At 37.0% G+C, this 14,341-nt stretch carries 16 protein-coding genes; 3 read left to right on the top strand and 13 right to left on the bottom strand.

The genetic code is table 11. The features are described 5' to 3' along the window. Window positions 1-155 precede the first annotated feature (155 nt). The 3 genes from P256_RS06090 to P256_RS06080 are packed head-to-tail and all read left to right on the top strand — an operon-like array spanning window position 156 to window position 1,975. Window positions 156-932 (top strand): TonB family protein, encoded by a 777-nt coding sequence (locus tag P256_RS06090; protein ID WP_023272816.1) that lies wholly within the window; start codon window positions 156-158, stop codon window positions 930-932. Window positions 933-971: 39 nt separating this feature from the next. After that, on the top strand, window positions 972-1,571 hold the full coding sequence (locus P256_RS06085) for a MotA/TolQ/ExbB proton channel family protein (protein ID WP_023272815.1): 600 nt from the start codon (window positions 972-974) through the stop codon (window positions 1,569-1,571). Then, a complete protein-coding gene (locus P256_RS06080) occupies window positions 1,571-1,975 on the top strand; it encodes an ExbD/TolR family protein (protein WP_023272814.1) in 405 nt (134 codons plus the stop codon). The genes P256_RS06085 and P256_RS06080 overlap by 1 nt, the downstream gene beginning before the upstream one ends. Window positions 1,976-2,004: 29 nt before the next feature. Here P256_RS06080 and msrA read toward each other — a convergent pair whose 3' ends face one another. The 13 genes from msrA to tatB all read right to left on the bottom strand — a co-directional run bounded on the left by msrA (window position 2,005) and on the right by tatB (window position 14,340). Next, entirely contained in the window at window positions 2,005-2,523 is a 519-nt protein-coding gene (gene msrA / locus P256_RS06075; RefSeq protein ID WP_023272813.1) for a peptide-methionine (S)-S-oxide reductase MsrA, read from the bottom strand. 126 nt (window positions 2,524-2,649) lie between these two features. After that, window positions 2,650-4,290: an ArnT family glycosyltransferase gene (locus tag P256_RS06070; protein ID WP_023272812.1), complete on the bottom strand. Its 1,641-nt coding sequence runs from the start codon at window positions 4,288-4,290 to the stop codon at window positions 2,650-2,652. A 6-nt stretch (window positions 4,291-4,296) separates the two neighbouring features. Further along, window positions 4,297-4,677: a GtrA family protein gene (locus P256_RS06065; protein WP_023272811.1), complete on the bottom strand. Its 381-nt coding sequence runs from the start codon at window positions 4,675-4,677 to the stop codon at window positions 4,297-4,299. A gap of 12 nt (window positions 4,678-4,689) precedes the next feature. Further along, window positions 4,690-5,628: a glycosyltransferase family 2 protein gene (locus P256_RS06060; protein WP_023272810.1), complete on the bottom strand. Its 939-nt coding sequence runs from the start codon at window positions 5,626-5,628 to the stop codon at window positions 4,690-4,692. A gap of 3 nt (window positions 5,629-5,631) precedes the next feature. After that, window positions 5,632-6,426, bottom strand: coding sequence for a ChbG/HpnK family deacetylase (locus P256_RS06055; RefSeq protein ID WP_023272809.1), 795 nt, complete (start codon window positions 6,424-6,426; stop codon window positions 5,632-5,634). Between the two features lie 161 nt (window positions 6,427-6,587). Further along, complete coding sequence (locus tag P256_RS06050) at window positions 6,588-7,652, bottom strand: lipoprotein N-acyltransferase Lnb domain-containing protein (RefSeq protein ID WP_023272808.1); 1,065 nt, start codon at window positions 7,650-7,652, stop codon at window positions 6,588-6,590. A 21-nt stretch (window positions 7,653-7,673) separates the two neighbouring features. Then, window positions 7,674-8,189: a dihydrofolate reductase gene (locus tag P256_RS06045; protein ID WP_023272807.1), complete on the bottom strand. Its 516-nt coding sequence runs from the start codon at window positions 8,187-8,189 to the stop codon at window positions 7,674-7,676. Next, window positions 8,186-9,028, bottom strand: coding sequence for a thymidylate synthase (gene thyA, locus P256_RS06040; protein ID WP_023272806.1), 843 nt, complete (start codon window positions 9,026-9,028; stop codon window positions 8,186-8,188). Before thyA ends, P256_RS06045 begins: the two co-directional genes overlap by 4 nt. Window positions 9,029-9,132: 104 nt before the next feature. Further along, entirely contained in the window at window positions 9,133-9,483 is a 351-nt protein-coding gene (locus P256_RS06035; RefSeq protein ID WP_023272805.1) for a hypothetical protein, read from the bottom strand. A gap of 441 nt (window positions 9,484-9,924) precedes the next feature. Further along, window positions 9,925-10,746: a prolipoprotein diacylglyceryl transferase gene (gene lgt, locus P256_RS06025; RefSeq protein WP_023272803.1), complete on the bottom strand. Its 822-nt coding sequence runs from the start codon at window positions 10,744-10,746 to the stop codon at window positions 9,925-9,927. Between the two features lie 158 nt (window positions 10,747-10,904). Further along, window positions 10,905-13,088, bottom strand: coding sequence for a PhoX family protein (locus tag P256_RS06020; protein WP_023272802.1), 2,184 nt, complete (start codon window positions 13,086-13,088; stop codon window positions 10,905-10,907). Window positions 13,089-13,186: 98 nt separating this feature from the next. Beyond that, window positions 13,187-13,945, bottom strand: coding sequence for a twin-arginine translocase subunit TatC (tatC, locus tag P256_RS06015; RefSeq protein ID WP_023272801.1), 759 nt, complete (start codon window positions 13,943-13,945; stop codon window positions 13,187-13,189). Then, window positions 13,942-14,340: a Sec-independent protein translocase protein TatB gene (tatB, locus tag P256_RS13105; RefSeq protein WP_023272800.1), complete on the bottom strand. Its 399-nt coding sequence runs from the start codon at window positions 14,338-14,340 to the stop codon at window positions 13,942-13,944. Before tatB ends, tatC begins: the two co-directional genes overlap by 4 nt. Between the last annotated feature and the right edge of the window lies 1 nt (window position 14,341).

The following is a 14,341-nucleotide window of genomic DNA, read 5'->3' as shown; positions in this document are numbered from 1 at the left end:
GGCGTAACTTTTTGGAAAATACAGATTTTTTAAAAGAGGTTGCAAATAAAAACTATTCTCATTTATTATAATGGGAACTACTCTCTAATTTGAATCATACAATATTGTTATATCTATGATAAATCATGTTGTATGCCTAAGGTCATCATTGTGCTATGAGTCATTCTTCCGTACTAAATGCGAACCCTCCTCCTGATAATATGAAGAAAAAAGTGATTATTGCTGTTACGGCAGTAGTTATAGGGCACATTGGTGTTTTATTGGCTTTAGGTCAGATGAAAAAACCTGAGCTTAAGCCAATTCATAAAGAGCCAATGCAAGTTCACTTTGTTAAGATTCAACAACCACCTAAACCTCTTCCACCTGAGCCTAAGGAAAAACCAAAGCCAAAGAAAGAAGTGAAAGAGGTAAAGATTGTTAAAGATTTGCCACCACCACCAAAAAAAGTGGAAAAGATTCAGCATGTGAAAAAGGCTGAAGAGCCGAAGAAAGTTGTGCAGCAAGTTGAAAAACCACAGCCTGTACCTGTTCCACCTGTTGTGACGCATGTAGAAACAAAACCACAACCTGAGCCTACACCTGAACCAGCACCGAAACCTGCGCCTACACCTCCAGCACCACCTGTATCTGCTGAACCTACAGAGAAGACAGCAAAAGATGTGACGATTGGTGGCAGTGGCGTGCAGTGGAGCCGCTCACCTAAGCCTTCTTATGAGCCAAGCGATTTAAAAGGTGAACCTCGTTCAATTGTTGTTTTAATTGAGGCGGATGAGAAAGGGAAAATTGTCAGTGTAAGTGTGGTGAAAAGTAGTGGTGTACCTGCGTTAGATGAAAAAATCTTACGTGCGGTACGTGGTGCGAAATTTAAACCATATATGGAAAATGGCGTTGCTTACCCAATTAAAGCGCAACAACCATTTGATTTAACTTAATTCAAAATTACGGCTAACTTAAAATTAGGAAATCCAAGAATGAACTTTTCAGTTTACTGGCAAAGTGCAGATGCAGTAAGTAAAACGCTTTACTTTATTCTACTCACGATGTCTATTATTACATGGACATTGTTTATTGTACGTTTATTAGGTACACGTCAATTAAAACAGCATGCGCTTACAAAATTAGAGCAGTCACTTGCATCCTTTAAAACAAAGTTTTTGCATTTAGATTTAGATCAGCGTAAAGCCGTTGCTGAGCAAGCATTATTGCGTGAAATTTCAGAGCAAAAATCTGCTGCTGAAAAAGGTGTACCTGTACTAGGCACAATCGCATCTCTTGCGCCGTTTGTTGGTCTATTTGGTACTGTTTGGGGTATTTTTCATGCACTTGTTGCTGTCGGTAGCAGTGGACAAGCTGGACTTGCACAGGTTGCAACCCCTGTGGGTGAGTCACTCATTATGACTGGTTTAGGGCTTGCAGTTGCAATTCCTGCGGTACTTGCTTATAACATCTGCTTACGTGCAAATCGTTCGCTATCACATGGTTTACAAGATAAAGCACATCATTTACTTATTGATACGATGTTGTTGTCAGAAAATCAAATATCATCAAAACAAACTGGAGGTCAGGCATAATGGCTTTTCAATTGGGTGAAGATCAAGATTCTGGTATGAATGAGATGAACCTCATTCCACTTATCGATATTATGCTGGTATTGATGATCATTTTCTTAGTTACAGCGACTGTCGCAAATCCATCAATTCCGCTGACTTTACCCAAAACGACAGCGGAAATAACAACTCCGCCGCCAAAAGCAATTACTGTCAGTATTGATGCCAAAGGAGAAGTTGCTTGGAATGACCAAATGATTTCTTTGGATGAGTTAGCAAAACGTTTTCAAGAAGCGGGTACTGCTGAACAAAAACCAACTGTCCAACTTCGTGCAGATAAAGAGTCTCGCTATGATACAGTTGCACAGGTAATGTCTCGCGCAAGTGAGGCAGGTTTAAGTGATATCTCCTTTGTAAGTGAGCATTAAGAAAAAAGACTGGCTATGCCAGTCTTTTTTTATTTCATTAGATTTTGAAACTTTTTACGAAGCTTTAGCAATTTCGGCGGAATTGAGAAGTTACAAAAACCTTGTTCAGGATTCTTAGCGTAAAAGTTTTGATGATATTCTTCTGCTTTATAAAAAGTAGGAGTAGCTACGAGCTGTGTAACGACATCAATACCATCTGCTTTAAGCTCATCTATCATATTTTGAGCAATGCGTTTTTGTTCAAGATCATAATAAAAAATGACAGAACGATATTGTGTACCAATATCATTGCCTTGACGGTTGAGTGTGGTTGGGTCGTGCATACCAAAGAATACATTGAGTAGGTCTTGGTATGTAATTTGGCTTTCATCATATTCAATATATACAACTTCAGCATGCTCGGTTGTTCCTCCACATACTGCTTCATAAGTAGGGTTGGTTGTAGTGCCACCAGCATAGCCATTTTCTACCTTTATGACACCTTTTAGCTCAAGTACAACCGCTTCAATACACCAAAAGCAACCACCGCCAAACAATGCTTGTTGCATGAGAAACCTTCTTTCAATAATAGTCTAATGGTTATCATATAAACTTTAAAATGAAATGGAAATGGGCATGATGTGATTTATTTTTATCAAAAAAAGGGAGTAAATGATTTACTCCCTTAGGTCTATTTATTCATTAATTAAGTAAATGTCGTAGTTTCTAAATGATAGCACACGACAGTTTTTAACACTTGCAGGAATTTTAAGGCTACCCGGTTTAGCAAAGATCATGAGTTTTTGGTTGCTTAGAAGCTGTTGTTGGAACGCGCTTTCATCCCATAAATATTGCTTTTTATCAGGATCAAATAATAATCCATCTTTTAACTCTAATGCTGAACTGTCTGTATTTACCTCTTTCCAATCATTAACAACATAAGTAGGAGACTTTAGGTCTAGTAAAAATGGAAGATCGTAAAAATAAAACCGATAAAATACAATTTTTTGGTTAGTTTGAATGTATTGAGAAAAATTTAATTGATCACGATTGGACTTCATATCTAAGAAATTTACAGCAAAAGTCACGGTAGTACATAAAAGGAGTAAACAGCCAAAACTATAGTGTAAAAAGCTGAGCTTATGTCTACGGTAACTTGCAATAAGTAAAACTAATACTCCTGCTAAAATGGCTGTTGTTAACCATATCGCTGTCTGTTGTGTTTGAATAAACGGAATATGCTTTTTAGTTAAAGAAAAAATAACTAAAGCACAAAAACAAGTAAATAACAGTACAGGGAGTGCATAAACTTGTAATTTGTTTCTTTTCAAGTTTTCTAGGTTATACGCTGTATATGAAGCTATTAAAATAATGAGTGGTGCCATAATTGGCAGAATATAGCCAGCGAGTTTTGAAGGTGGAATTGAGAAAAAGACCAGAACTGAACAGCTCCACCAGATTAGTAAACTGAGTATTGGTTTAGGAATAATACTGAGCGCAGCTTTAGAGAAACTAAAGCGATTTATGAGCATTACAGGGAAAAAGCTAACCAATACGATAAGTGCATAAAAAAACCATGGCTGTTTATTGTTGAATTCACCTGAGTTAAATCGGCTAAATTGTTGTTCAATAAAAAAGTAGTTTACAAAATTTGCATCATGCATTTGAACATTAATAACCCAAGGTAATGCGATACATGCAAAAATAAGTAGCCCGAGTGGGTGGAGAACCGATGGAATTTTTTTCCATTCTTTGATGTAAAGCATCCAAGGTAAAATAATCATTCCGGGAATAAGTAAACCAATGAGGCCTTTACTTAAAAAACCTAAGGCACAAAAAACATAACCCAAAAATAAGATTCTTTTATTGTGAGAAAGAATAAAATCTACAAAACACAATACAGTTAAGCTAATCCAAGTCGCCACAAGTAGATCATGGTTGACATATTGGGCACTGCCAAATACAAGTAAATTGGTTGCACAAATAGTTGCTACAATTTGAGCAATACGTTCATTTAAATATTTCTTGGTAAAAATGAATAACCCACACATGAGTGCAATACCAGATAGTGTGGGTACTAGGCGAGCGACCCAAAGGTGTGGGCCAAATAGCTCCATTAAACATGCTGTTAGCCAGTGGAGCAGAGGTGGCTTATGCATAAATGGTAAATCATTGAGACGGGGAATTAGCCAATCTCCTGTTTCCATCATACGACGACTGATATCAGCATATCGCCCTTCATCTGGAACAGACATTGGGCGGATAGTAGACATGATGAAAAGCCAAACTGATAAAAACCACAAAAGAATTTTGGAAGATTTAAAAAATGGATGCATGTTGAATCATTCCATAGTCTTAAAAGTAAAAAACTTATTTAGAAAAAAAGTAAGCACTGCTGTAAAAATAATCGCAGTTGCAATGAGTATTTGAATAGGAAGCGTTGCAAAAAATTTGTGGCTTAGGAGTAAAAAACCTTCATTAAAGAGAAAACCTAAAGAAGCAACAATAACAAATTTTAAAAAAGTATGAGAAGTGTGCTCAGAAGCGGTGCGAAAGGTAAATAGTTTATGCCCAAAATAGCTAACCCAAAGCGCGATACAAAATGCAATTAAATTACTCAGACTGAGCGGTTTGTTGTAATGCTGATATAATGTAAGTGCAATGGCATAGTGTGTGGCTGCAGCACATAGACCAATACAACAAAATCTAATAAATTCGAACATAATAAATTAAGGTTATGACTGGTGTGTATGCTCTTGAGCAATAATATACTGAGGACGACTTTTGGTTTCGGTATAAATTCGGCTAATATATTCACCAACGATACCTAAAAAGAGCAATTGAATTCCACCTAATAGGCTAATTGCAACGATGAGCGTTGCCCAACCTGGAACATCAATACCTGTAAATATCGTTTCTATAATAATCCAAATGCCATAACCCATAGAACAAAGAGCTAAAAGAGCACCAAAACCCATACATAGTCTTAAAGGAAGATTAGAAAAGCCTGTTAAGCCTGCAAGTGTTAAATTAAATAATGCTTTGACATTAAAGTTAGTTTTCCCACTTTGACGCTCGAGTTCAGAGAAGTGCACGCCAATTGATTTGAAGCCAACCCATGCAAATAATCCTTTCATGTAGCGATTTTTTTCGGGTAAAGCTTGAAGTGCTGTAATGACTTTGCCATCTAATAGTCGGAAGTCACCTGCATTTTCAGGAATTTCAATATCAGAGCTAAAGTTTAAAAACTTATAGTAGGCATTGGTAAGAAACTTTTTAAGCGGAGATTCAGTGCTACGGTTACGGATACCGTAAACCATATCATAGCCGCCTTCCCACAAAGAAATCATGGTGGGTATAGCATCTAATGGGTGTTGAAAATCTGCATCGATAAATAAAGTCAGATTATTTTTGACATGATTTATACCCGCACTGAGCGCAGCCTCTTTGCCAAAGTTACGAGAAAGTTCTAGAACACGTAAAGGGTACTGGTCAAGCATAGGTGTAAGGACAGCAATAGTATTGTCTTTACTACCATCATCAACAACAAGAATCTCATAATCAATCTGTTGTTCTTCAAGCGTGGTTGCGAGCGCAGGAATAAACTTTTGCAAGTTTTCACTTTCATTGAAAGCGGGCACGATGCAAGATAGAAATGGTTTTTCTCGGCTCATTATTTATACTGCTCCGATCGGGTTTAGCTGAATATTAAAAGTTTGGCAATCTTCTAGAAATTGCTTGGATTTAAGGTAATTGTATTCATTAACTCTTGCGGTATGAATTGGGTCATGATGAATGACTTGCTCAATTGCTGGATGACACATGATGAGGGTTTTCTGTTCTGCTTTTTTTAACCATTCACGGTTCAGTGTTGCATAGTCTACATTTGGAGAAAAATCGTATACGCCTGCGAAATAAGTATTGGTGAAAATTTGGTTTTTATGGCAAAGATGTTGGAATTTCTTTGCACCAAGTAAATGTAATAAGCCTGTTTTTATTTTATAACCATGAATATAAAGAGGTTTGTCTAAACTTCTGACCCAACCTTTGAAATTTTGTTCTTTTAAAAAATCGAGTAGAATTTCACGAATAACAGGAAATTGATGAACATGCTGATGCCCATCAACAAAATCAGGTGCTTTTCCTGTTGCTTGTATAAAACGTTGCCATTGATGAGCAATACTTTCTTTAATTTTATTTGGGTCTAACGAGCGTCCCCAAGCTTTGGCAATAAGTTCATTTAAATTATAAGTGACATCTTCTGTTTTAAAGTCATGAGTAAAATTTAGGTGAAGACCTATTTCAATAGGATGATCTATAGATAATAATTCATGGGCATCATGAAACCAGTAAGGAGATTGTGTCATACATGAGGTTGCGTGTAGGACTTGCTGACGAAGTAAGTTAAGAATTGCATGGTTGATTTCAGCATTCATGGCAAAATCATCAGCACAATAGCAAACCAATTTCATGTTTAAATTCCATTCGGTCGATTATACATGCGTATATTAAAGTAATACTTAATTATAGTGATAATTAAATATTGTTTAACTATTCCTGAAATGGATTAAGCATTGATTAAATTTGTGTAAAAACGCACGATAAAAGTTACTTTTAGCGAAAATTATTGATATTAAGAGGATGTTGCTTGGGGAAGACCTTGCCGAATAAGGTGAGAAAAATGCTCGCTACTTTGATCTTTAAACTGTGAAAAATCTTGTGTACGTGGGTTGATGTAAGCATGCTCATACCATTCTTTAATACTCCAACGCCGATCCAACGCACCAGTATCATATAAATAATTGGGTAAATAACCTGAAAGTAAAATACGATAATCTTTAGGAAGCTCGTGAGGGTTAACCGCTTGTACCATATCAAAAACGATAGTTGTACAGTTACTTGTAAGTGTGTTGTACCACTGGGGTGTCTTTTTAAGTTGATCAGCAGTTATTAAGTATTCTTCAAATAAGTTACGCATTTCTTGCTTTTGCATACGAATAGGAAAGAAAAAAACTTTTTCTTTTCGGATGTTACTTCGGGTATATAAAATATCTTTTTCATCTGAGGCAACTAGACTAAGCTCGAACTGACGAAAAAAACCACCTATTGCAGAAAAATTTTCATTGGCTTCTTTTCTAATTTCAATAGAAAATACAATAGGGCGTTGGTTTTCAAAGTTAAAGCTGACTAGAGTGTGTGCAATTTGAGGCCCCATCCAATACGATGTAATAATATTTACCCCTGTAATTTGGCTTAAGTCAAATGTACGCGTTTCCCAATGTATTTCATAGCTTTTATCTTGATGCCATTTAAAATTTCTAACATTATTTAAAGTGACAAGATTGCCATGTTGAGAATAACTGAGTAAACGAGAAACCTCAGGTGCCCATTGTCTATTTTGTTGGGGAGTAATGTTGAAATACCATAATAGACTAAGCAGTACACCAATAAGAAAAATAGCAATATCTACTTTTCGGCTAAAGAATAGCTCTGAAAAGTAAATACCAATGATACTTAAAGAAAAGATGATCCATACAGCGATGATACAAGGAGTAAAGAATCGTCCTAATGGCTTATGAACCCATAATGCAAAAATGAGCCATATACCAAATATACAAACTGTAAGGCTAAATAAGAAATGAATCAGCCCTAAGCTTAGGGCTGAAAGTGTGCTGAATAAATTTTCTTTTTTTATCATTATTATTTATCCACTTCGTCTTTATTTTCTATAGGTTGCAAACTCAAAATGGATGTTATTGGTTTCATCATAATGCTCTGAACTAGAGACTTTATGAAATTCGTTTGGAATGTTTGGGTAGTAGGCATTGCCATTTTCGACAGCGAGGTCTATATGGGTCAGCTCTAAGCAGTCAGCAATATTAATCGTTTGTGTGAATATTTCACCACCACCGATAATAAAGACTTTAGAGGGTTGAGTACTATTTTCCACATCATCTAAAGAATTTTCTAAAGCTTCCTCTATTGAAGAGGCGGTTTTTACACCGTCGAACTGCCAAGAGGCATCGCGTGTAATGACCCAATTCATACGTTTGGGTAGAGCTCTTCCCATAGACTCTAAGGTCTTACGTCCCATAATAATTACACCACCTTGGGTGATCTCTTTAAAGTGTTTGAGATCGGCTGGAAGATGCCAAGGCAGATCATTATTTTTGCCAATACATTGATTACGATCCATTGCAACAACATGTACAATTTCAATATTTTTAAAACTCATACAGCCACCGGTGCTTTAATTGCAGGATGTGATTGATAATTTTTAATCTCGATATCTTCGAATGTAAAGTCAAAAATATTGGTAACTGTTGGATTAAGATGTAGCTGACATAACTCAAGTGGTTCACGAGAGAGTTGTTCTTTTGCTTGCTCAAAATGATTGGTGTATAGGTGAGTATCTCCACCTGTCCAAATAAAATCTCCTACCTCTAAGTGACATACTTGTGCAACCATATGTGTGAGTAAGGCATAACTTGCAATGTTAAAAGGTACACCTAAGAAGACATCTGCACTGCGTTGATAAAGTTGGCAAGACAGTTTTCCATTATGTACAAAAAACTGGAACATCGTATGACAAGGTGGGAGCGCGACTTTATTTGCTTCTAATGGGTTCCAACCTGAAACAATGAGACGACGGGAGTTTGGATTGGTTTTAATTTCGTTAATGAGCCATTGGATTTGGTCAAATCCATTTTGAGCATAGCTACCATCTTCTTTTTGTGTTGCACCAAAGTTTCGCCATTGGTGGCCGTAAACAGGCCCCAGTTCTCCTGCTGGGCGATGAAAGCGCGCAGTTTGTTCAGCAGTTGACCATTCATCCCAAATACTTACTTTATTGTCTTGTAGATATTTAACATTGGTATCTCCTTTGAGAAACCATAAAAGTTCGATAACAATAGATCTAAAATGAACTTTTTTAGTTGTAAGTAGAGGAAATCCTTTTGATAAGTCAAAACGCATCTGATGTCCAAATACTGAGCGAGTACCAGTGCCTGTACGGTCACCTTTATCACCACCGTTATCTAAGATATGTTGGATTAAATTAAGATACGTTTTCATAGTATTCCTATCATGCGACCCAAAGTATTTGGGAGTGTGGATGAAGTTTTGCAAACCTTGCAGTTTATATCAAATGAAGCCATTGTTTAATATTAGGTTTGCTTTTAAGACGGATTTCTAGGTTGTCGGTTCATGTAAATAGACGCAAGTGAAAAGCCTAAAAAGCAGAACAAAAAGATTTGCCCGAGTAAGAACAATGATGTATGAGTATTTAAGTAGAAAAATGAAAACATTGTGGCAATAATTGGTAACCAAACTAAATGTTCAGATAATTTCATTTTTTCATGATGTGTTATATAGAAGTGCATTGCTAAACCGACAGCAACACTAATAGCAATCCAAAGCGGTGACAGTTCAACAACCGATTGCAAAAGTAGGATAGTTGCGCAGACGAAAATTGTAATAATAAATTTAGTCTGCCGAGTACATTTTTTAGAATACCAAAGTGAAAGCATGATATTAGATCTATTTTTTTTGAAATAAAGCTTGGGGTGAGAAAACACAGATCGTGATAATCATCTGTAGTATACCTTGTATGCCCCAATCAAGTAGGTTCTGAGTAGCATGTGTAAAAATAACTGCACATAAGAATGCGAGAGGAATCCATGTAAAGACTCTATAAAGAAGATTTTTAGGGTTATTACTTGTAATGTATGTTTTACAAAAGCGACAAATCAGAAAAATAATGCCTGCACCTATAAAAAGTGTAATTAATGGGTAAGGCATAGGGGAAAATTGATAGAAGATATATGCAAGTATTATTGCTGTAGTAAGAAAAAATAACTTACGATATGTTGGAATAGTATGATTAAACCAAAATTCAAGCATAGCAAGTAAAGTAATAAAATTTTGTGTATTTTAGCATAAAGTGGGAGCATTTGCTCCCTTGCTTTTGTCTAGTGAATTTTTCTGTTTGGACCCCAATCGTAAATTTTACGTTTGTAGGCAATAACCATGAGTAATATACCTGCAATAATCATTGGGAATGATAGCATTTGTCCTTTGGTCATCCATCCAAATAAGATGTAGCCTTGGTCTGCATCAGGTTCTCTAAAGAATTCCATTGCGAAGCGGGCAAAACCATAACCAATTAGAAATAGAGCAGATACCGCCATTCTTGGACGTGGTTTTGCACTAAACCACCATAAAATAATAAATAGTAGTAAGCCTTCACAAAATGCTTGATAAATTTGTGATGGATGTCTTACCAAATGAAGCGGGTCTGTTGGAAAAATCATCCCAAATGGGTAGTTTGGGTCAGTGACAGCACGACCGTATAATTCACCGCCAATAAAGTTACCAATTCGACCAAACATTAAGCCTGTTGGTACACAGGGTGCAATGAAGTCCATGGTTTGAAACCATGTTTTTTTGTATTTGTGACACCATAGAATCATTGCGATCATGACACCAATAAAACCGCCATGAAAACTCATACCGCCTGTCCAAACTTGGAAAAGCCATAATGGATTGGCAATGAATTGGTCAAACTCATAAAAAAGTACATATCCAATACGACCACCAACCACGACACCAAGCGCGCCGTAAAAGATCAGGTCTGAAATCATTTCAGAGCTCCAATCTGTGCGCTGTTTGCTTCGGTAAGTTGCAAGTCCCCATGCACATAAAAACGCAAGTAAGTACATGATGCCATACCAATGAACTTTTAATGGCCCGAGCTCGAGCGCAATAGGGTTAATATTGGGGTAGGTCAGCATGGATAATCCTTTTCATTTATAATTTAAAAGATTCTATCTGAACATTCTTAAAAGTGTTGTATTTTCAATGTGTAAAATGAATGCTATTTAACCAGTATTCAAGTCATAAAAAAAGCTGACCCAATTTTAGGCCAGCTTTTATTTTTATAAATTACAAGTTACTCGCCTGCGATGAGACCACCGTCTTTGCGCGTAATCACAATTGTTGCAGACCGAGGTCTTGCTGTACTATTTGATGGATCTGCTTGCGTTGCAGGCCAGTGACTGCTTGGCTTATCAAAGCTTGCTGACTCTTCACCCGGATGTTGAATATTTACAAAGATTGCTTTGTTGTCAGGTGTCATTGCAATACCTGTAATTTCACACTCTTTAGGTCCAACCAAGAAACGACGTAAATTGTCATCATTAATTTTAGCGCCAACAATGGTTTCTTGACCATTTGAAGAGACGGCTTTTGTACCATCACCGACATGACCTGGAATGGCTGCAAGCATCATACAGTTCGTGACATCTGTATAAGCACTGTCATCTGTTTCAAGCCATAAGATACCACGTGAATCAAATGCCATGCCATCAGGACTTGAAAAGTCATTGTTATCTGTTAAACCAGATAAGTTGATGTTTGAAGCCATGCCTGCTTCTGCACCAAACAAGTAAATATCCCACTGAAATTCTGTATCTGTAGTTTGATCATTTTTCTCTTTAAAGCGAATGATATGACCATTTACATTGCCTTTTTGAAGCTTTTTACCTGCATAAAGGTCTTCATAGCTTCGTGGATTAGCTGCATCTGTTGGATAGTCGATACCACGATTTGAGTTGTTGGTAAGTGTGACATACACTTCGCCATTTTCAGGGTGAACCGTACACCATTCAGGGCGATCCATTTTGGTAGCACCAACACTGTCTGCTGCTAAACGTGCAAATGTCACAACATCGGCTTGGCTACTGAAAGGGTAGCGTTTATTTGTAATATCTAAACCATTTTTACCATATGTCAGTTCAATCCATTGTCCTGAACCATCTTGATTAAACTTAGCAACATAAAGTGTTCCTTTGTCTAGATACTTGTCTCCAGCCTTGTAGCCTGCGTTGGTATCTTTAGGGTTCCATTTTGCATCAGAAACAAATTTATAAATATATTCGCCTCTTGAATCATCACCCATATAAAAGGCAAGAGGTGCACCATCTACAACACGACAAGCACTATCTTCATGTGCAAAACGGCCCATTGCTGTACGTTTTACAGGGTTGTGCTTAATGTTAAATGGGTCTATTTCAACCATCCAACCAAAGGTATTTGGCCCATTACGATAATCTTGATTTGAATTTGACGCAGTTACATTCGCTTTCCAACGGTCATATAAGTCTTGTGATTGGATTTGTCCAATGGCTGTATCCCACTCATATTTTGAGCTTGATCCTGCCTTCAGGCCGTAGCGTTTGAGCGCAGCAACTTCATGCGGTTGGCGTTGTTCATCATCTTTTGCATCGCGTTGGAAGTAACCAATGAAGTTTTCTTCAGTTGTGAGATATGTTCCCCAAGGTGTATATCCATTGCCACAGTTGTTATGTGTGCCACGAGTTTGCAAGCCTTTTGGTGAGAAAAGCGTAGATAAAAGTGATGAGCCTTTTGCAGGGCCTGAAAAATCCATAGGCGTGGTTGCAGTAATACGTCTGTTAAAAACTGAATCTTTTAATACAGAAACATGCTGTGTTTTTGGGTCTTTTTTAATATGAATAATAGAGACACCATGAACATTTGTTTCACGAATGACTTCATCTTCAGGACGATGACCATTTACTTTAGTTGGGCCCTTTGGATGTAAAAATGTTGGGTTAATATACTCATGGTTCATGACCAATAAACCTTCAGAGGATATATTGTCATCCATATGCTTGGTTTTACTGTTTAAACCGAAGTAGTGCATACCATCGTGGCAGTCGCCTGAGCGGAATTGGAAGCTTGGGCCTGATGGAATACTATTGTCATCCCAATCTGCGTAGGCTGGATTAATTGAGTCACCAAGTTTGTATAGAACATTGACTTGGTATCCTTCAGGTACGGTAACAATATCAAGTGTATTTTTTGCAACAGGTTGGAAAGTCAGCTTTTCTGGACGTTTTGCTGTAGGTGATGTACTTTTTTGTACTGTACTTGATTGTGCATTTGCATAGCCTGTTACTGTGCTTGCAAGAGCTAGAGCAAGTGCACCATTGGTAGTTCTTTTTATAAGATCACGACGAGAGATGTATTGATCCAAAATATCATTAAAATGTGTGTTTGCAGAGGTGTTATTATCTAACTCTTGCTCTTCATGATATGGCGTCTGCTCGGTCATGCTAAAATCCTATAGATTATATAAAAATATTTAAAGTTTCTATAATCTATAGGTTTGTTGTGAAACCTATCTGACAGATTTGTGACAAAACTATGAAATTATGATTTGCTTTTCTCAAGCATTTTTCCAATGAAAAGACCTATTTCAAAAAGAAGCCACATAGGAACAGCAAGCATAATCATTGATATTGCATCGGGTGGAGTTGCAAACATGGCAACAAAAAAACAGCCGACAATAATAAAACGTCGTTTTTGTACGAGGCTTTCGGTAGTCACAATACCTGCTAAAATCAGAAGTAATGTAATAATTGGAATTTCAAAAGTAAGTCCAAATACTAAGAATAGTTTCAAACAAAATGTTAAATAGCTGTTGATATCAGTCATTGGTGCAACACTTTCAGGTGCAACACTAATGAAAAAATGTAAGATTGAAGGCAATACAATAAAGTAAGCGAAAGCAATGCCTGAATAAAATAGGCTAATACTTCCTGCCATAAGCGGAAATGTGAGGTTTCTTTCTTTATCGTATAAAGCAGGGCGTATAAATGTCCAAATTTGGTACAGAATAAATGGCATGATAAGCATTAAAGACACAAATAAATTGAGCTTAAATGGCGCTAAAAATGTAGCAGCCACATCTGTTGCAATCATGGATGAGCTTGCAGGAAGCTGTGCGCGAAGTGGCTTAGATAACAGTTGATATGTTTGATTTGCAAAAGGCAATAAACATAGAAATAACCCAACAAGCGCAATAATAATTTTGAGTAGATGCTTTCTTAAAACAACCAAATGCTTTTGAATGGGCATTTCCTCAAGAGGAGGTAATTGATTTTCTGTAGATTCTCGTGCCGTTGTCATACCGCGATCTTTAATTGAGGTGGGGAGGGTATAGGTGCTGTTATAAACTGATAATCTGTTCTATAGACATAGCAAATGTTTTCTAGTGGGACAAAGGTAGTAACTTTATCTTTTAACATGTTGCTAGATTTTATGCTTTGATCTATTTCTTGCATTTGCGCCTGCATTTTTTGCTCTAGTTCAGCAATGCGTTGCATTTCTTTATCCATTTGCTCTTTCAGCTCAGATAGACGTAGTTCGCGGTCGATATCATTTTGAATATTGCCAACGAAGCGCTTTCCTTTGCTATACCATTGGCTTGCAAAACGAATTGCTTGAGGCAGTTTATCTGGGCCAAGAATGACAATGGCAATGATAGAAAAGACGAGAAGTTCAGAAATCCCGACATTAAACATA

Origin of the sequence: Acinetobacter nectaris CIP 110549, from assembly GCF_000488215.1 — a bacterium.
Lineage (GTDB): Bacteria > Pseudomonadota > Gammaproteobacteria > Pseudomonadales > Moraxellaceae > Acinetobacter > Acinetobacter nectaris.
The sequence above is the reverse complement of the archived record's forward strand: the minus strand, read 5'-3'. Positions and strand labels throughout refer to the sequence as shown.